Consider the following 18,456-nt stretch of genomic DNA (forward strand, 5'->3'; position numbering starts at 1 on the left):
CTCTCAACAAGAAAAAGACACCCCATGCCCGTCATCAAAATCCTCCCCCATCCCGAATACTGCCCCGCAGGCACTGAAATCACGGCGCCTGCTGGCACCTCGATCTGCGAAGCCCTGCTGGACAACCACATCAACATCGAGCACGCCTGTGACATGAGCTGCGCTTGCACCACCTGCCACGTCATCGTGCGCCAGGGGCTGAGCTCGCTCAACCAGGCCGAGGAAGAGGAAGAAGACCTGTTGGACCGCGCCTGGGGCCTGGAGCCACAATCGCGCCTGTCGTGCCAGGCCATCCTTGCGCAAACCGATCTGACCGTCGAAATTCCGAAATACACGATCAACCACGCGAAGGAAAACCACTGATGTCCCGGCAAATTGTTCTGGACACCGAAACCACCGGCCTGTCGGCCGAGGGGGGCGATCGCATCATTGAACTGGGCTGTGTAGAGCTGCTCAATCGCAAGCTCACCGGTAACAACCTGCACCTGTACTTCAATCCCGGCCGCGACAGCCACGAAGACGCGCTGAAGGTGCACGGCATCAGCAACGAGTTCCTGAAGGACAAGCCCAAGTTCGCCGAGGTGGTGGATGACATCCTGCAGTACCTGCAAGGTGCCGAGATCATCATCCACAACGCCGCGTTCGATGTGGGCTTTCTGAACAAGGAGCTGGAACTGGTGGGGCGTCCCGCGTTCCGCACGTATGTGGAGAGCGTGACCGACACGCTGGCCATGGCCAAGGAGATGTACCCGGGCAAGCGCAATTCGCTCGATGCCCTGTGCGACCGCCTGGGTGTGGACAACTCGGGCCGCACGCTGCATGGCGCCTTGCTGGATGCCGAGCTGCTGGCCGATGTATACATCAATCTCACGCGCGGCCAGGATGCCCTGCTGATTTCCGATGATGCGCAGGACAGTGGCGATGGCCTGAAGATCGCAGCCATCGACCTGCGCGGATTGAGCCTGCCCGTCCTGCGTGCCAGTGAGCAGGAACAGGTGGCCCACGCGGAGCTGCTGGTGCAGATCGACAAGGCCAGTGGTGGCAAAACAATTTGGAGAACTGTTCAGGCGGCCTGAAAAGCTGTGCCATAATAGAGGGCTGTCACAGAGAAACGGGTGATTAGCTCAGCGGTAGAGCACTGCCTTCACACGGCAGGGGTCACATGTTCGATCCATGTATCACCCACCACGCTTTTTGACTTCTTGCGAATGCACTCTGTTTCAGGGTGCCTACGTCGGGTGATTAGCTCAGCGGTAGAGCACTGCCTTCACACGGCAGGGGTCACATGTTCGATCCATGTATCACCCACCAATTTGAAAACCCCTGCAGATTTTGGTCTGCAGGGGTTTTTTCATGGGCGTTTGCATGGGCGGCTGTTTCGCCTGCTACATGCCGTAGAGAGGCTAAAGTGTCGGACTTGATTCCACGGCGGTTGCATTTCCTGGGACAGCACTCGCTGTCCTCTGGCCCCTTTGCCGCTATCGATACGCCCTGACCCATGATCACCTTCCACAATCCGTTTCACCAGGGTCACGCCCCCGTCCATGAATTTTTTCGCGGCGAACGCGTGCCGTGTTTTGAGAAGCCTGCACGCGTGGACTATGTCGAAGGGGCGCTGCGGGTGCGGGGCCATGGCCTGATGGCCCCGGATGTGGATAGCGCCCCCGTTTTGTCTCAGGTGCACGCGCCACGCTATTTGGCCTTTTTGCAGACCGCTTGGCAGCATTGGCTGGCCCTTGATCCTGCCAACGCTGGAGTGCAGCCATTCCCGTCGGTCTGGCCCGTGCGTACCTTGCGCAGTGATCTGGAGCCTGAGAATTTTGTGGCACGCCTGGGCCTGTACTCCATGGACAACGGCACGCCCATGGCGTCGGGTACCTGGGCTGCAGCCAAGGCGGGAGCCGATGCTGCCGCCAGCGCTGCGACCCTTGTGGCGCAAGGGGCCCGCGCGGCGTTTTGCTGCACACGGCCGCCCGGCCACCATGCCGGCCCCGACTTCATGGGCGGCTATTGTTTTCTCAACAATGCTGCCGTGGCCGCACAGGTGCTGCGCAACCAGGGTGCACAGCGTGTGGCGTTGCTTGATGTGGACTACCACCACGGCAACGGCACGCAAAGCATCTTCTACGACCGGGCCGATGTGCTGTTCATCAGCATCCATGGCGATCCCCGCACCGAGTACCCGTTTTATCTGGGCCATGCGGACGAAACCGGGGTGGGCGAGGGCGCTGGATTCAATCTGAACCTGCCGCTGCCTGCAGGCACCAGTGCGACGACCTGGTTCGATGCGCTGGAAAGCGCCTGTGCGCGTATTGCCAGCCAGGGGGCCGACGCCCTGGTGGTCTCCCTCGGGCTCGATACCTTTGAGGGCGATCCCATCTCCAAGTTTGCGCTGGCATCCGCCGATTTCACCCGGGTGGGTGAGCGCCTTGCACGGGCGGGCCTGCCCACCGTCTTTGTGCTGGAAGGTGGCTATGCGGCTGCAGAACTGGGCACCAACGCCGTCAATGTGCTCGACGGGTTCGAGCAGGTTTGAGGATGCGGTGCCTATTGGAGGGCTGAGTGATGGCGGATGCTGTTGATTGTGTGGTGGTTGGTGCGGGTGTCGTGGGCCTTGCCGTCGCGCGGGCGCTGGCCCTGCAGGGCCGCGAAGTGATGGTGCTGGAGTCTGCCGATGCCATCGGAACGGGTATCAGCTCGCGCAACAGCGAGGTGATCCATGCCGGGATCTACTACCCTACCGATTCGTTGAAGGCCAAGCTGTGCGTGCGAGGCCGAGACATGCTGTATGCCTACTGCACTGAGCGCAATGTGCCTCACCGCCGCTGCGGCAAACTCCTGGTGGCAACCTCGCCGGGCCAGTTGTCGAGTCTTGAGTCCATCCAGGCGCGGGCGCAAGCCAACGGCGTGCTGGATCTGCGCTGGCTGGGTCGCCATGAAGCCCAGGCCATGGAGCCTGCGCTGGAATGTGTTGCCGCTTTGTTTTCGCCCAGTACCGGCATTGTGGACAGCCATGCCCTGATGCTCGCGCTGCAGGGCGATCTGGAGCATGCGGGGGGACTTGTTGCACTGAATTCGCCCCTGGCGCTTGCGGAATGTGCGCAAGATGCTATAAATTTGGAAGCATTCGACGGTACGCGCTTGCGAGCGCGCACGGTGGTCAATGCAGCAGGGCTGCACGCCCCCGGGCTGGCCCGCCGATTCGCGGGGCTGGGGGCGGATCATGTGCCCCATGCTCGCTATGCCAAAGGCAGCTATTTCACGCTGTCTGGCAAAGCCCCCTTCCGCCGTTTGATCTACCCCGTGCCCGAGGCTGCAGGCCTGGGCGTGCACCTGACACTGGACCTGGGTGGGCAGGCCAAGTTCGGCCCCGACGTGCAGTGGGTGGATTCGCCAGATGACCTGTTGGTAGACCCCGCACGCGGAGATGCGTTTTACGCCGAGGTCCGCAAGTACTGGCCCGCACTGCGCGACGGGGCGCTGGCACCCGGCTATGCGGGCATGCGGCCCAAGATCCACGGACCGGATGAGCCGGCAGCGGACTTTGTGATCCAGGGGTCATCAGTCCATGGCATCCCCGGTCTCGTGAACCTGTTTGGCATTGAGTCCCCGGGGTTGACAAGTTCTCTGGCGATTGCAGAACATGTGGCCGCACTCGTTTGATCTGGGGCAAGCCATTTGCAATCGGTAACCTCTTGAGACCCCGTCCTACGAAGGGGAACAGAGCGGGTGACTAAGATGAACTGGTGTTTTGCACGGCTCTGCCGACAGGGCTGACTGATTTTTTTGTTGCTTAAAGAAAGGCTTGTATGACTGCTTCCGACACCACCACGACCCAGGGCGAACTGGAAAAGCTGGTTTCTGATCTGCGGGGGCTACTGGCCAACAAAGATCTCGACGCGGTTCCGGAAATCAAGCTGCTGCGCCAGCGTCTTGACGATGGCATGCACAACGTGCGCGAGTCTGCCGTGCGTGCGGCGCAAGATGCCGCCCGCCAGGCCAAAGAAGCGGCACTTGCAGCCGACCGCTATGCGCATGATGAACCATGGCGCGTGGCCGGGGCCGCACTGGCGGTGGGCGCGCTGGTGGGCTTCCTGCTTGCACGCCGCTGATCCGGGCCGTCAGGGCTCGGTTGCACAACACGGGGGCTGCGCATGAACTGGCTTTCTCTTCTGGGGCTGGAGTCGCTGGTGGCCCGGTGGCGCGCCAATGTGATCGAAGGCGCCATTGCGGCCGAAGACCGGATGGACCTCGCCCGTCTGGAATGGCAGGATCAGAAACAACGCCTGCAGCAGATGCTGGTGTTGACCATCGTGGTGGCAGGGCTCACGGTGGTGGCCTTGATCATGCTTTCGTTGGCGGTGCTGGTTCATTTCTGGGATACCCCCCATCGCACGCTGGTGGCCTGGTTGGTCGCGGCCGTGTGGACTGTGGGATGGGCCGCGACGCTGATGTCGCTGGTTTCCGTGGTTCAGAAGGCGGGCAATGGCTTCGCCCTCACGCGCCGCGAACTCGCACAGGACTGGCGTGACATCAAGGAGCGTTTGTAATGGCGACGACCCCTTCATCTCCATCTCCCATGTCGCAGCCTGTGTTTCCCCCGCCGACGGCTGCCCAGCAGCGGGTGCTGGACCGCATTGCCCTGCAACGCGAACGTCTTCGCGCTCGCAGGGCTGCGCGGGCCCAGTCGCTGGCCTTGGCGCAGCGTGACCCTGGGGCAGGCGGCATGGACGAATCCATGGCGCTTCGCGCTGCAGGGTTTGCGCGGGAGCATCCCCTGGCGGTTGCGGCCATGGCAGGGGTTGCCTTGGTGGCAGGGCCGCGCCGCCTGATTCGTTGGGCGGGTGTGCTGCTGCCCATGTTGATGCGGCTGCGGCGCTAGGCCGGTGCTGCACGCACCTGCGCAAGGCGGCCTGCCTCTCGCAAACACAAAGAGCCGCTGATCACAGCGGCTCTTTGTGTTTCCGGTTCAGCGGGGCGACCTGGACTCAACCCATGGCTTTGATGGCCTTTGCGGCCTTCACCACCAAAGCGGGGCCTTCGTAGATCAGTCCGGTATAGATCTGCACCACGTCGGCGCCCGCGCGGACTTTGCTGACGGCATCCTCTGCGCTCATGATGCCGCCCACACCAATGATGGGAAAGCGGCTGCCCAGTGCGGCCCGCAACTGGCGGATGACCTGGTTGCTGGCCTCCAAAACCGGCGCTCCGCTCAGGCCGCCGGTCTCTCCTGCATGGCGCAGGCCTTGCACGGCAGTGCGGCTGATGGTGGTATTGGTCGCGATCACGCCGTCCATCCCGTGGCGTTGCAGTGTGGCGGCGATCACGGACAACTGGGCTTCGTCGAGGTCGGGGGCAATCTTCACAAACACCGGCACGCGGCGGCCATGCTGTGTGGCCAGGGCCTCACGCCTTTCGGCGATGGCACCCAGCAGGGCGTCCAGGGCAGCGTCGCTTTGCAGAGCGCGCAGGTTCTGGGTGTTGGGTGAGCTGATGTTGACTGTGACGTAGTCAGCGTGGGCATAGACGCCCTCCAGGCAGGTCAGGTAGTCGCTGGTGGCATTCTCGATGGGGGTGGTGGCGTTCTTTCCGATGTTGAGGCCCAGCAGAAGGGGATGTTTGCGGCTTTGGGTTCGAAATTGCGCCTGCTGCACGTTGTGCAGGAAGGCGTCCAGGCCCTCGTTGTTGAAGCCCAGGCGGTTGATCAGCGCCCGGGCTTCGGGCAGGCGGAACATGCGCGGCTTGGGGTTGCCGGGCTGCGCCTTGGGCGTCACCGTGCCCACTTCGACAAAGCCGAAGCCCATGGCACCGAGCGCGTCAATGCAGCGGGCGTTCTTGTCCAGGCCTGCCGCCATACCCACGCGGTTGGGAAAGGTCAGGCCTGCCAGTTCCACGGGGTCGTCCACGGTTTCGTTGCACCAGGCCCACTGCAGCGGAGTGCGCTGCCCGCGTGCCAGCATGTCCATGGTGAGTTCGTGGGCGGTCTCGGCATCCATGCCAAAGAGAAAGGGGCGGGTGAGGGCGTAGGGGATCAGGGACATGGAGGGATAATTCAAGGATTACCCCTGATTTTCTCCCATGACGACCACTCCTTCCCTGACCCAAGACGAACTCAAGACCCTGGTAGGCCAAGCCGCACTGCAATATGTGGTGCCTGGCGAGATTGTGGGCGTAGGCACCGGCTCCACCGTCAACAAGTTCATTGACGCACTGGCTACCATCAAGGACCAGATCAAGGGTGCTGTCTCCAGCTCGGTGGCCAGCACGGAGCGGCTCAAGGCGCTCGGTATTCCAGTGTTTGATGCCAACGAAGTGGCTTCGCTTGCGGTCTACATCGACGGTGCCGACGAGATCGATGGCAAAGGCCATATGGTCAAGGGCGGTGGCGCTGCGCTGACGCGCGAGAAGATCGTCGCGGCACTGGCCACGCGTTTTGTGTGTATTGCCGATGAATCCAAGCTGGTCCAGGCGCTGGGGCAGTTTCCCTTGCCGGTCGAGGTGATCCCCATGGCTGCCAACCACATTGCACGGCGTTTTGCGGCGATGGGGGGGCAGGCGCAGCTGCGGATGCGGGATGGGCAACCCCTGGTGACCGACAACGGTCAACACATCCTGGATGTCCGTGGGCTCTCGATCGCGGACCCGTTGGCGTTTGAATCCGACATCAACCAGTGGCCGGGGGTGGTGACGGTGGGGGTTTTTGCCCACCAGAAGGCGTCTGTCTGCCTGTTGGGCACCGCACAGGGTGTGAAAACGCTCACCTACTGAGCATGAACTCCTGAGCAGTTTTTCCGGCAAAGAAAAAGGGGCCTGAATAGGCCCCTTTGTTTTGCCAGTTGGCCGCGCGTTCCCGCACTCCGAGATCAGAACCGGATACCTGCGGGATTGCTGGGTGATGGCCCATCATTGACAGGTGCGGGCGGGCGTGCCCTGGAAGGCGCTGCGGGCGCTGGGGCCGAGGCCGCTGCTGCGGGTTCTGCCGCCTTGACGGCCACCAATGGCGTGGGCGCTGGCTGGCGGTAGTTTCGGGGCAGTGCGGATTGTTTCGGGTAACCCGCAGCGTCCAGATACTGTACCCATTCCCCTTCGGAAAAGCCTGCGAGCTGCTGGCCGCCGATGGTGCCGAAGGGCAGGCCGGTACCGCCACTCAACCTTTGAAACGCCGCTATGTCTTCGTTGCTGGACACGGTGCGCTCGGTGAACGGGACACCCCGTGACGTGAGCAGGTTGCGCGCAGAGGTGCAGGGCGGGCAGTCGTTGCCGGTGTAGAGAGTGACCGGAAAGCGGTTGGCAACCTGGCGCAGCTCGTAGGGCAGCGCGCCGTTGGCAATAGCGGGCGCCTCGTTGGCCGTGCGGGCGGGCTGCGCGTTGGCATTGGCGTCGGCGGGAGGTCGGTCCGAAAACGTCACTTTGCCATCCGGGCCGACGATGCGGTAGACGCCTTGTGCTTGCACGCTGGCGCAGGCCAGTGTCATCAGCAAAGTCGCCAACAGGGGGGCGGTCAGTGGCTTGTGCATGTTCATTCTCCTTGCTCCTTCTTTGTCGTCAGGCCTGGGTGCAACGTGTGCATTTCAGGCCGTGGGTTCGGTTCGCTCAGGCAGTCGATTCTTCCGCCATGCCCTGGTGGCGCAGCAGGGCTTCCAGGCTGGGCTCGCGGCCCCGGAAGGCCTTGAACGATTCCATCGCAGGGCGGCTGCCACCGGCTTCCAGAATGGCCTGGCGGTAGCGGCGACCCGTTTCTATACTCGGCAGACCGTCGCTTCCCGCGGTTTCCTCGAAGGCTGCGTAGGCGTCTGCACTCAGTACCTCGGCCCATTTGTAGCTGTAGTAGCCAGCGGCATACCCGCCCGCAAAGATATGGCTGAAGGTGTGTGCCGTGCGGCTGAATGCCGGGGGCTGCAGCACGGCCACTTCGCGGCGCACCTGGTCCAGCAGAGGCATGATGTCCTGGGCCGGGTCGTGTTCGGTGTGCAGCAGCATGTCGAACAGCGAGAACTCAATCTGTCGCAGCGTATGCATGCCGCTCTGGTAGTTCTTGGCGGCAATCATCTTGTCGAACAGCGCGCGGGGCAGGGGCTCGCCCGTGTCCACATGGGCCGTCATGTGCTTGAGCACATCCCATTCCCAGCAGAAGTTCTCCATGAACTGGCTGGGCAGCTCCACCGCGTCCCACTCCACGCCGCCAATGCCCGAGACGTCGCGCTCGTTCACCTGGGTGAGCATGTGGTGCAAGCCGTGGCCGAACTCGTGGAAGAGGGTGATCACGTCGTCGTGAGTGAGCAGCGGTGGCTTGCCGTCCACGCCGCTGGCGAAGTTGCACACCAGGTGCGCCACCGGGGTTTGCAGCACGCCCGTGTCGGGGCGCAGCCAGCGTGTGCGCACATCGTCCATCCATGCGCCGCCGCGTTTGCCGGTGCGTGCAGGTTGGTCGAGGTAGAACTGGCCCACCAGCTGGGTGCCCTTATGGGCGCCCTCCGGGTGCGTGCGCTCAATGCGGTAGAACTCAACGGCTGGGTGCCAGACGGCGGCCGTGTCGCGCCGGATGGACACTTCGAACAGGGTTTCGATGATCTTGAACAGGCCTGCCAGCACCTTGGGCGCCGTGAAGTACTTCTTGACCTCCTGCTCGCTGAAGGCGTAGCGCGCTTCCTTGAGCTTTTCGGAAATGTAGGGCCAGTCCCAGGCCTGCGGATTGGCCAGGCCCAGGTGTTCGGCGGCAAACGCGCGCAGGTCGGCGATGTCCTTCTCGGCGTAAGGGCGGGCGCGTCGGGCCAGATCACGCAGGAAGGTGATCACCTGCGCCGGTGATTGGGCCATCTTGGGCACCACGGACACTTCCCCAAAATTGGCGTAGCCCAGCAGTTGGGCCTCTTCGCGGCGCAGTGCCAGGATTTCGCTGATCAGCGCTGTGTTGTCGAATTTGCGTGCATCGCCCTCAGCCTGGTCGGAGGCACGGGTCACATAGGCGCGGTAGAGCTTCTCGCGCAGGTCGCTGCGCGCGGCAAACTGCATGACCGGCAGGTAGCAGGGCATCTTCAGGGTGAGCTTGTAGCCTTCCTTGCCGTCTGCCTGTGCTGCGGCCAGCGCGGCCTGTTGGACATCGTCTGGAATGCCATCGAGCTCTTCGGCCGTGGCGTAGTAAGCGTAGGCGTCGGTGGCATCGAGGGCGTTTTCGCTGAACTTCTGGCTCAGCTCGGCCTGGCGTTCCTGGATCTGCGCAAAACGCTCCTTGGCGGCACCGGTCAGCTCCGCGCCACTCAACACAAAGTTGCGCACCGCGTTCAGGTGTGCCTGCCGCTGCTCTGCAGTCAGGGTGGCGGGGTCGATGGCCTTGTACTTGGCGTACAGGCGTTCATCGGCACCCAGGCGCGTCCAGAACTCGGTGACCTTGGGCAAGGCGGCGTTGTAGGCTGCGCGCAGTTCAGGGGTGTCGGCCACGCTGTTGAGGTGGCTGATGCTGCCCCAGGCGGTGCCCAGCCTTTCGGTGGCCACATCCAGCACTTTCGCAATCGCATCCCAGCGGGCTGGAAAGTCGGGTGCGGTGACGGTCTCCAGCGCGGCATTGGCACGCTCCAGCAGAACATCCACGGCAGGCGCCACGTCCTGCGGTGTGATGCGGTCGAAATGGGGGAGGTCCGAGAAGTCGAGAAGGGCGTTGCTCATGCGAAATCAGATGGCGCCAGATGGCGCAGGTTCAAGTTGCAAAGCCGCCGACATCGACAGCACTGACCCAGGTCAGTGCCCTGCAGTGCGCTCAGCGGCTTCGATGGTGTTCACCAGCAGCATGGTAATGGTCATGGGGCCAACCCCGCCAGGCACGGGGGTGATCCAGCCGGCCACTTCCTTGACGCCGTCAAAGTCCACGTCGCCGCAGAGTTTGCCTTCGTCATTGCGATTCATGCCCACGTCAATCACCACGGCGCCAGGCTTGACCATGTCGGCGGTCAGCACATTGCGTTTGCCGACTGCGGCCACGATCACATCGGCCTGCAGGGTTTGAGCCTTGAGGTCCTGGGTGGCACTGTGGCAAATGGTGACGGTGGCGTTCTGGCCGAGCAGCATCAGCGCCATGGGCTTGCCCACGATGTTGCTGCGGCCGATGACCACGGCGTGTTTGCCCTTGAGCTCGTAGCCGATGCTTTCCAGCATCTTCATGCAGCCATAGGGTGTGCATGGCCAGAAGCCGGGCATGCCGGTCATCAGAGCCCCGGCGCTGGCGATGTGAAAGCCGTCCACATCCTTGGCGGGCGAGATGGCTTCGATCACCTTCTGCGCATCAATGTGTTTGGGCAGGGGCAACTGCACCAGGATGCCGTGAATGGCCGGATCGTTGTTGAGGGCCTCCACACGGGCCAGTAACGCGGCTTCGGTCATGTCGGCCTCGTACTTTTCGAGGACGGAGTACAAGCCGCTGTCTTCGCAAGCCTTGACCTTGTTACGCACATACACCTGGCTGGCAGGGTTGTCGCCCACCAAGACAACGGCCAGCCCGGGGGTGACGCCACGGGTTTTCAGGGAGGCGGCGCGTTGCGCCACGTCGGCGCGCAGTTGGCGGGAAAGGGCGTTGCCGTCGATGAGTTGGGCTGTCATGTCAGAGAATATGAGTCAAATTGGTCTCTAGCGCTTTATCAGCAAGCGCGATCAGCTATCAAAATGTGAGTATCAACCCTTGGGGGCGTTCTGGCCGAGGGCGATCTTGAGCAGGTCGGCCACGGTGTTGGCGTTGAGCTTCTCCATGATGTTGGCGCGGTGCGCCTCCACCGTCTTGATGCTGATGCCCAGGTCGTCGGCAATCTGCTTGTTCAGGCGACCGGCCACGATGCGTTCGAGCACCTGGGCTTCGCGGCTGGTCAGCTTGGAGAGCAGGGCATCGCGGCTGGCGGCCTGCTGGTAGCCGGCGAAGGCCTCGCGGGCGTGGTCGAGCATGCGCTCGACGAGTCCGACCAGTTCTTCTTCGTCAAAAGGCTTCTGGATAAAATCCAGCGCGCCTTTTTTCATGGTGTTCACAGCCATGGGCACGTCGCCGTGGCCTGTAATGAACACGATGGGCAGGGGGGACTTGCGCTCGATCAGTCGATCCTGAAGCTCCAGGCCCGTCATGCCGCCCATGCGGATGTCCACAATCAGGCAGGCGACTTCGCGGGGGTCGTAGCGTGAGAGAAAGGTCTCGGCCGAATCAAAGCAACGCACCCGGTAGTCCTTGCCTTCCAGCAGCCACTGCAGGGAATCGCGAACTGCCTCGTCGTCGTCCACAACGTAGACAGTGCCTTTTTTCGGAATCAAGCTCATGCAATTGTCCTTGGTTTTTGAATGTTTGCTACAGAATTTGTAGTGGCATCAGCAGGCTTGGCAAGCGGCAGCCAGAAGGAGAACTTGCAGCCCGTGACCTCGGATCCATTGTAGAGGTTCTCCGCAAGCATCCTGCCCTGGTGCGACTCGACGATGCTGCGGCACAGATTGAGGCCCATGCCCATGCCTTCTTCCTTGGTGGAGAAGAAGGCTTCGAAGAGGCGCTCCAGCACTTCGGGGGCCAGGCCCTTGCCGGTGTCCTGCACCGAAAATTCCACCACTTCGCGGTCTTCGACGTGTTTGGGCACCACGCGCAGTTCCACGCTACGACCCGACGGTGGACGGTTGGCGTGCTGGATGGCTTCGGCGCCGTTCTTCATCAGGTTGACCAGCACCTGCTCGATCAGGATGGTGTCCACCATCACGGGCGGCAGGCGGGCGGCCACATAGTGCGTCAGGCGCACGTTGTGTCGGCGCAGCTCGATGTCGGCCAGCTCCACGGCTTCGTTGACCATCGAATGCACGTCGGCCAGGGTGCGGTTGGGCTCGCTCTTCTTCACAAAGGCCCGGATGCGCTGGATGATCTGGCCCGCGCGCTGGGCCTGGTGGGCGGTCTTTTGCAGTGCCGTGAGCAGCGCTTCTTCGGTCAGCTGGCCACTCTGGATGCGCGAGACCATGCCACTGCAGTAATTGTTGATGGCCGTGAGCGGCTGGTTCAATTCGTGCGCCACGCTGGAGGCCATCTCGCCCATGGTGATGAGGCGGCTGACGGATTGGGCGCGCTCGGCCTGGCGTGCCGCCTGCTCCTCGGCCTGGCGGCGGGGGGTGATGTCGGTGGCAATCACCATCTGGGCCAGTCGGCCGTCCACCCAGTTGAGGTAGCGCGAGCGTACTTCGAGCCACTTTCCCAGGTCGGGCAGGTAGATTTCGGCGTTCTCGGTGCGGGCGCTGGTGAGTGGGTCGGTGGGCAGGCCCATGAGTCCGTCTTCGTCGTCCATGCCCGTGTGCTCCGTGCCCGCCACGGGCACCACGCCCGCCTGCGCCACCAGCTGCAGGTGGCCGCCGGTCTGCGAGCCGAACCATTGGCGGTAGAGCTTGTTGGCGAACAGCAGTTCTTCGCTGCCCAGCGGCGCCACGGACACCGAGGCGTCCAGCGATTCCAGCACGATGGTGAAGCGCTCGTGCGATGCGGAAAGCTGTTCGCGGATGCGATTGGGCTCGGTGATGTCCGTCATCGAGGTCATCCAGCCCGTCTGCTGGCCGTGTGCATCGATCAGGGGCGACACGTAGAGCCGTGCATCGAAAAGAGTGCCGCTTTTGCGCCGTACCCGCACCTGGAAGCCGCCCACGATCGTTTTACCGGAGAGTTCGTCGCGCAGCTTGGCGTGCAAGGCTTCGTGGTCGGAGTCGGGCCAATAAGGGAAGGGTGCTTTCAGGCCCACCAATTCGGCCTCGCTCCAACCAGTCATCTGGCAGAAAGCGGCGTTCACATAGGTGATGCGGCCTTCCATGTCCAGCGCGCGCATGCCCGTCAGGATGGAGTTCTCCATCGCGCGGCGGAAGTTCGTCTCGGCCACCAGGGCCTGCTGGGCCTGCATGCGGCGGCGGGTATGGCGCCAGGTGGCGATCAGCATCCAGGCTGTCATCGCGCTCAGCGTGCCCACCAGCCAGAACAGCCCGCTGCCCACCACGCCCAGCGAGGTGCGGTAGGCCTGCGCCTTGAGCACCAGCCCGTTGCCCACCGGGGAGACGGGGACCTCGTATTCGTTGGCGCGGGGTGACCAAGGCAGGAGCTGTGTGGCCGTGTTGCGCGGTCCCAGGGGGGTTCCGGCCAGCACCTGGTTCTTGCCATCGAGCAGCGTGACGGCGTAGCGCGCCAGCACCTCGGTCGGCGTGCCGTAGCGCAGCAGGCTGTCGATGGAGTATTCGCCCAGCACCACCCCGCTGAATTTGCCCTGGTTGTTCAAAGGCACCTGCAGCTGGAGCAGCGGGGTTGAATCGCCCGAGGTTGCGGCCGGCTGGGCGTACACCGGCTGTTGCAGGTCGCGGGCCAGGCCAAAGGTGTCGGCCGTGTCGCCGGGTTTGAGCACTTCGCCGGCAATGCGCAACTCGCTGCTGGCCAGCGTGGGCGCTGCATGGCTGGCACGGATGCGGCGGCGCTCGTCGATCCAGGTGATGGCCTGCAGTTCGGGGTATTGGCTGATCAGGCTTTCGGCACGGCTCACAAACTCCGTGCGTTCCAGCTCCTGGTTGGACAGGTCACGCGCAATGCGCATGAGCTGTTCCTGCCGCTCCAGCAGCCGCAGGCGCACACGCTGTTGCGCGTATTCCACGTCACGCCGTAGGGCTTCTTGTTCGCGCTCGGCTTCTTCGGCGCGCAAATACCAGAACGCCGCCACGATGGCGGCCAGAAACATCAGCACGGCAGCCAAGGGTGCCAGCGCTGCAAACCGGTCCTGCCGGGTTGGCGACAACCCGCGCCACCACTTGCGCCACCAGCGGGCGGGCGCCGCCACGACCATGGCTGTGGGGGAGGGGTGAGGGGGCAGGGAATCCATCCTTCAAGTGTAGGGGAGCCGCAGCCTGGAATCCGGGGCACGTGCAATGTGCGTTCGCAGCATTTTCTTGCAATATGAAATGCATGGGCACCATTTGAAATTCTAAAAAAATATGCGAAACTAGAGCCAACGTACTAAATTGCTGCCACACCTACAGGAGACAAAGCATGTCAGCTCAGCCCGACCCTCAGGCCGGAAACGGCAACGCGCCCGCCACCGATACCGACCAACAGGAAACCCGTGAGTGGATGGATGCGCTGTCCGCCGTCATCGACAAAGAGGGGGCCGAGCGCGCCCACTACCTGTTGGAGCAATTGCTGGAACACGCCCGCCAGAACAGCGTGGACCTGCCGTTCTCGGCCAATACCGGCTACGTGAACACCATCGAGCCCAGCCAGGAGGCACGCAGCCCCGGCAACCTTGAAATCGAACAGCGCCTGCGCGCCTACATGCGCTGGAACGCCATGGCCATGGTGGTCAAGGCCAACCGCCATCACCCGCCCGAAGGTGGCGATCTGGGCGGCCACATCGGCTCCTTTGCCTCGCTGGCCAGTATGTTTGGCGCGGGCTTCAACCATTTCTGGCATGCCGAGAGCGAGAACCACGGCGGTGACCTGCTTTACATCCAGGGCCATGTATCGCCCGGTATTTATGCCCGCGCCTACCTGGAAGGCCGCCTGAGCGAAGAGCAATTGCTCAACTTCCGCCAGGAAGTGGACGGCAAGGGCCTGTCGAGCTACCCGCACCCCAAGCTCATGCCCGAGTTCTGGCAGTTCCCCACGGTGTCGATGGGCCTGGGCCCGCTGATGGCCATCTACCAGGCGCGTTTCCTCAAGTACCTGCACGCCCGCGGCATCGCCAATACCGAGAACCGCAAGGTCTGGGTGTTCTGCGGCGACGGTGAAATGGACGAGGTCGAATCCCTGGGCGCCATTGGCCTGGCCGCGCGCGAGAAGCTCGACAACCTGGTGTTTGTCATCAACTGCAACCTGCAGCGCCTGGACGGCCCCGTGCGTGGCAACGGCAAGATCATTCAAGAGCTCGAAGGCGAGTTCCGCGGCGCGGGCTGGAACGTCATCAAACTCATCTGGGGCAAGGGCTGGGACGAGTTGCTCGCCAAAGACCATGATGGTGCGCTGCGCAAGCTCATGATGGAAACCAACGACGGCGACTACCAGGCCATGAAGGCCAACGACGGTGCCTACGTGCGCAAGAACTTCTTCGGCCGCGACCCTCGCACTCTGAAGATGGTCGAGCACATGACCGACGACGAGATCTGGAACCTGCAGCGCGGCGGCCACGATTCGCAAAAGGTCTATGCCGCATTCCATGCCGCTCAAAACCATGGCGGCCAGCCTTCCGTCCTGCTGGTCAAGACCGTCAAGGGCTTTGGCATGGGCAAGATTGGCGAAGCCAAGAACACGGTTCACCAGACCAAGAAGCTCAGCGACGAAGACATCAAGGCCTTCCGTGATCGCTTCAACATCCCGATCCCCGACAGCCAACTTGCCGAACTGCCCTTCTACAAGCCCGCCGACGACACCCCGGAAATGAAGTACCTGCACGAGCGCCGCAAGGCCTTGGGCGGCTACCTGCCACACCGTCGCGTGAAGGCCGACGAGAGCTTCACCGTGCCTGCGCTGGACACCTTCAAGGCCATCCTGGAGGCTACGCCCGAGGGCCGCGAAATCTCCACCACGCAAGCTTACGTGCGCTTTCTCACGCAGCTGCTGCGCGACCAGGCCCTGGGCCCGCGCGTGGTGCCCATCCTGGTGGACGAAGCCCGTACCTTCGGCATGGAAGGCCTGTTCCGCCAGATCGGCATCTACAACCCCGCAGGCCAGCAGTACACCCCGGTCGATAAAGACCAGGTCATGTACTACAAGGAAGACAAGGCTGGTCAAATCCTGCAAGAGGGCATCAACGAAGCCGGTGGCATGAGCAGCTGGATCGCGGCGGCCACCAGCTACAGCACGAACAACCGGATCATGATCCCGTTCTACGTGTACTACTCGATGTTCGGCTTCCAGCGCATTGGCGACCTGGCCTGGGCGGCGGGTGACATGCAAGCCCGTGGCTTCCTGCTGGGCGGCACCTCGGGTCGCACCACGCTCAACGGCGAAGGCCTGCAGCACGAAGATGGCCACAGCCACATCCTGGCCAACACCATCCCCAACTGCGTGAGCTACGACCCGACCTTTGCGCACGAAGTCGCGGTGATCATGCACGACGGCATGAAGCGCATGGTCGAGCGGCAGGAAAACGTCTTCTACTACCTGACGCTGCTGAACGAAAACTACCCCATGCCCGGCCTGCAGCCCGGCACCGAAGAGCAGATCATCAAGGGCATGTACCTGTGCAAACAGGCGCCCGCACTGCCCAAGGACGCGCCCACCGTGCAACTGCTAGGCAGCGGCACCATCCTGCGTGAATCGTTCTTTGCGCAAGAACTGCTCGAAAAGGACTGGGGCGTGGCCGCCTCGGTGTGGAGCTGCCCCAGCTTCAACGAGCTGACCCGCGACGGCCAGAACGCCGAGCGCTGGAGCCTGCTGCACCCGACCGAAGAAGCCAAGGTGCCGTTCGTCACCCAGCAACTGTCCGCATCGCAAGGCCCCGTGGTCGCGTCCACCGACTACATGAAGGCCTATGCCGAGCAGATTCGTCCGTTCATCCCCAAGGGCCGCACCTACAAGGTGCTGGGCACCGACGGCTTTGGCCGCAGCGACTTCCGCAGCAAGCTGCGCGAGCATTTCGAGATCAACCGCCACTACATCGTGGTCGCTGCGCTCAAGGCGCTGAGCGAAGACGGCATGCTGCCCGCCACCAAGGTGGCTGAGGCGATCGCCAAGTACAACATCCAGGCCGACAAGGTCAACCCGCTGTACGCGTAAACCGAACGGAGACAACAATGGCATTGGTAGACATTCAAGTCCCGGACATCGGGGATTTCGACGAAGTGGGCGTGATCGAACTGCTGGTCAAGGTGGGCGACACGGTCAAGGCCGAGCAGTCGCTCATCACTGTCGAGTCTGACAAGGCATCGATGGAGATTCCGTCCAGCCACGCAGGCGTGGTCAAGGAACTCAAGATCGCCCTGGGAGACAAGGTCAAGCAGGGTTCTGTGATTGCCGTGGTCGAGTCGGCAGACGCGGTTGCCTCAGCCTCGGCTGCTGCGCCAGCCCCTGCAGCTGTTGCCCCCGCCCCCGTTGCGGCCGCTGCGCCAGCACCGGTTGCACCCGCTGCAGCCCCTGCAACTGCAGGCCCGGTGGAAGTGCGCGTGCCCGACATCGGTGACTTCAAGGACGTGGCCGTCATTGAGTTGCTGGTCAAGGTGGGCGACACCATCAAGCTCGAACAATCGCTGTTCACCGTCGAATCCGACAAGGCCTCCATGGAGATTCCGTCGCCCGCCGCGGGCGTGGTCAAGGAGCTCAAGGTCAAGATTGGGGACACCGTCAACATCGGCGACCTCGTGGCCGTGCTGGAAGGCGTGGCGGGCAGTGCGCCTGCTGCCACTGCAGCGCCCGCAGCGCCGGCGGCGGCTCCCGCTGCTGCGCCTGTTGCAGCCCCCGCACCGGTTGCAGCAGCCGTTGCACCGGTCGCCGCTACGGCCTCCGTGCCCGCCCACCAGCCTGGCACGCCCACAGCGGGCCTGCCGCACGCATCGCCCTCGGTGCGCAAGTTCGCCCGCGAGCTGGGTGTGCCCATCGATGAAGTCAAGGGCAGTGGCCCCAAGGGCCGTATCACGCAAGACGACGTGCAGTCCTTCACCAAGCAGGTGATGGCTGGCGCAGCCCAGACCAAGGCGCAGGCTGCCAAGGCGCCTGCCGCATCCGGTGGCTCTGGCGGTTCCGGTGTGGGCCTGGATCTGCTGCCCTGGCCCAAGGTCGACTTCACCAAGTTCGGCCCCGTCGAGCGCAAGGACCTCTCGCGCATCAAGAAGATCAGTGGCGCCAATCTGCACCGCAACTGGGTCGTCATCCCGCACGTCACCAACCACGACGACGCGGACATCACCGACCTCGAAGCCTTCCGCGTGCAGTTCAACAAAGAGAACGAGAAGAGTGGCGTCAAGGTCACCATGCTCGCCTTCATGATCAAGGCCGCCGTGGCCGCGCTCAAGAAGTTCCCCGAGTTCAACAGCTCGCTCGACGGCGACCAGCTGGTGCTCAAGCAGTACTTCCACATCGGCTTTGCGGCCGACACGCCCAACGGCCTCGTTGTGCCCGTCATCCGCGACGCCGACAGGAAGGGCATCGTCCAGATCTCGCAAGAGATGGGCGACCTGGCCAAGAAGGCGCGCGACGGCAAGCTCGGCCCGGCCGACATGACCGGTGGCTGCTTCTCCATCAGCTCGCTGGGCGGCATTGGCGGGCGCTACTTCACGCCCATCATCAACGCGCCCGAAGTCGCCATCATGGGCGTGTGCAAGAGCAGCATCGAACCGAAATGGGACGGCAAGCAGTTCGCACCGCGCCTGATGCTGCCGCTGTCGCTCAGCTGGGACCACCGCGTGATCGATGGCGCGGCCGCCGCACGCTTCAACGTGTACTTTGCCTCGCTGCTGGCGGACTTCCGCCGCATCGTGATGTAACGAAAGGGCAAGACA

At 63.2% G+C, this 18,456-nt stretch carries 16 protein-coding genes and 2 tRNA genes; 12 read left to right on the forward strand and 6 right to left on the reverse strand.

Features of this window, described 5'->3' with window-relative positions:
• The first annotated feature begins 24 nt into the window (after positions 1 to 24).
• The 9 genes from fdx (at position 25) to LPA35_RS04115 (ending at position 4,882) form a co-directional block, all read left to right on the forward strand.
• Entirely contained in the window at positions 25 to 363 is a 339-nt protein-coding gene (fdx, locus tag LPA35_RS04075) for an ISC system 2Fe-2S type ferredoxin (RefSeq protein ID WP_228895220.1), read from the forward strand.
• Positions 363 to 1,076: a DNA polymerase III subunit epsilon gene (dnaQ, locus tag LPA35_RS04080; RefSeq protein WP_228895222.1), complete on the forward strand. Its 714-nt coding sequence runs from the start codon at positions 363 to 365 to the stop codon at positions 1,074 to 1,076. Before fdx ends, dnaQ begins: the two co-directional genes overlap by 1 nt.
• Before the next feature lie 37 nt (positions 1,077 to 1,113).
• Positions 1,114 to 1,188 (forward strand) — tRNA-Val (locus LPA35_RS04085).
• 48 nt (positions 1,189 to 1,236) lie between these two features.
• Positions 1,237 to 1,311: transfer RNA gene (locus LPA35_RS04090), tRNA-Val, on the forward strand.
• 187 nt (positions 1,312 to 1,498) lie between these two features.
• Entirely contained in the window at positions 1,499 to 2,536 is a 1,038-nt protein-coding gene (locus LPA35_RS04095; protein WP_218301028.1) for a histone deacetylase family protein, read from the forward strand.
• Between the two features lie 29 nt (positions 2,537 to 2,565).
• Entirely contained in the window at positions 2,566 to 3,663 is a 1,098-nt protein-coding gene (locus LPA35_RS04100; protein ID WP_228895224.1) for an NAD(P)/FAD-dependent oxidoreductase, read from the forward strand.
• Positions 3,664 to 3,809: 146 nt separating this feature from the next.
• Entirely contained in the window at positions 3,810 to 4,112 is a 303-nt protein-coding gene (locus LPA35_RS04105) for a DUF883 family protein (RefSeq protein WP_008904788.1), read from the forward strand.
• Positions 4,113 to 4,154: 42 nt separating this feature from the next.
• Positions 4,155 to 4,550 carry a phage holin family protein gene (locus LPA35_RS04110; RefSeq protein ID WP_055395878.1) on the forward strand — a complete coding sequence of 132 codons (396 nt, stop codon included), beginning with the start codon at positions 4,155 to 4,157 and terminating at the stop codon, positions 4,548 to 4,550.
• Positions 4,550 to 4,882 (forward strand): hypothetical protein, encoded by a 333-nt coding sequence (locus tag LPA35_RS04115; RefSeq protein WP_121420102.1) that lies wholly within the window; start codon positions 4,550 to 4,552, stop codon positions 4,880 to 4,882. Before LPA35_RS04110 ends, LPA35_RS04115 begins: the two co-directional genes overlap by 1 nt.
• A 106-nt stretch (positions 4,883 to 4,988) precedes the next feature.
• On the opposite strand, the gene LPA35_RS04120 is transcribed toward LPA35_RS04115, so the two are convergent.
• The gene (locus LPA35_RS04120; RefSeq protein ID WP_228895226.1) at positions 4,989 to 6,041 is read right to left on the reverse strand and encodes a quinone-dependent dihydroorotate dehydrogenase; all 1,053 of its coding nucleotides are present in this window, start codon (positions 6,039 to 6,041) and stop codon (positions 4,989 to 4,991) included.
• A 37-nt stretch (positions 6,042 to 6,078) separates the two neighbouring features.
• On the opposite strand from LPA35_RS04120, the gene rpiA reads away from it, so the two are divergent.
• Positions 6,079 to 6,768: a ribose-5-phosphate isomerase RpiA gene (rpiA, locus tag LPA35_RS04125; protein WP_121506478.1), complete on the forward strand. Its 690-nt coding sequence runs from the start codon at positions 6,079 to 6,081 to the stop codon at positions 6,766 to 6,768.
• A 95-nt stretch (positions 6,769 to 6,863) separates the two neighbouring features.
• Here the strand turns inward: rpiA and LPA35_RS04130 are convergent, their stop codons facing one another.
• From LPA35_RS04130 to LPA35_RS04150, 5 genes are all read right to left on the reverse strand, one after another.
• Positions 6,864 to 7,517 carry a DUF4124 domain-containing protein gene (locus LPA35_RS04130; protein WP_370108469.1) on the reverse strand — a complete coding sequence of 218 codons (654 nt, stop codon included), beginning with the start codon at positions 7,515 to 7,517 and terminating at the stop codon, positions 6,864 to 6,866.
• Positions 7,518 to 7,593: 76 nt separating this feature from the next.
• Positions 7,594 to 9,663, reverse strand: a complete 2,070-nt coding sequence (locus tag LPA35_RS04135; protein ID WP_228895228.1) for a M3 family metallopeptidase — start codon at positions 9,661 to 9,663, stop codon at positions 7,594 to 7,596.
• A gap of 72 nt (positions 9,664 to 9,735) precedes the next feature.
• Positions 9,736 to 10,590 (reverse strand): bifunctional methylenetetrahydrofolate dehydrogenase/methenyltetrahydrofolate cyclohydrolase FolD, encoded by an 855-nt coding sequence (gene folD / locus LPA35_RS04140; RefSeq protein WP_228895231.1) that lies wholly within the window; start codon positions 10,588 to 10,590, stop codon positions 9,736 to 9,738.
• 72 nt (positions 10,591 to 10,662) lie between these two features.
• Positions 10,663 to 11,289 (reverse strand): response regulator transcription factor, encoded by a 627-nt coding sequence (locus LPA35_RS04145; protein ID WP_007848524.1) that lies wholly within the window; start codon positions 11,287 to 11,289, stop codon positions 10,663 to 10,665.
• Entirely contained in the window at positions 11,286 to 13,847 is a 2,562-nt protein-coding gene (locus LPA35_RS04150; protein ID WP_055395892.1) for a PAS domain S-box protein, read from the reverse strand. The genes LPA35_RS04145 and LPA35_RS04150 overlap by 4 nt, the downstream gene beginning before the upstream one ends.
• 167 nt (positions 13,848 to 14,014) lie before the next feature.
• Between LPA35_RS04150 and aceE the strand changes: the two genes are divergently transcribed.
• Positions 14,015 to 16,738 (forward strand): pyruvate dehydrogenase (acetyl-transferring), homodimeric type, encoded by a 2,724-nt coding sequence (gene aceE, locus LPA35_RS04155; protein ID WP_121506474.1) that lies wholly within the window; start codon positions 14,015 to 14,017, stop codon positions 16,736 to 16,738.
• 17 nt (positions 16,739 to 16,755) lie between these two features.
• Positions 16,756 to 18,441 carry a dihydrolipoyllysine-residue acetyltransferase gene (gene aceF, locus LPA35_RS04160; RefSeq protein ID WP_228895233.1) on the forward strand — a complete coding sequence of 562 codons (1,686 nt, stop codon included), beginning with the start codon at positions 16,756 to 16,758 and terminating at the stop codon, positions 18,439 to 18,441.
• Positions 18,442 to 18,456 lie beyond the last annotated feature (15 nt).

The organism is Acidovorax sp. Leaf73 (assembly GCF_916855635.1).
GTDB classification, from domain to species: Bacteria; Pseudomonadota; Gammaproteobacteria; order Burkholderiales; family Burkholderiaceae_C; genus Acidovorax; species Acidovorax facilis.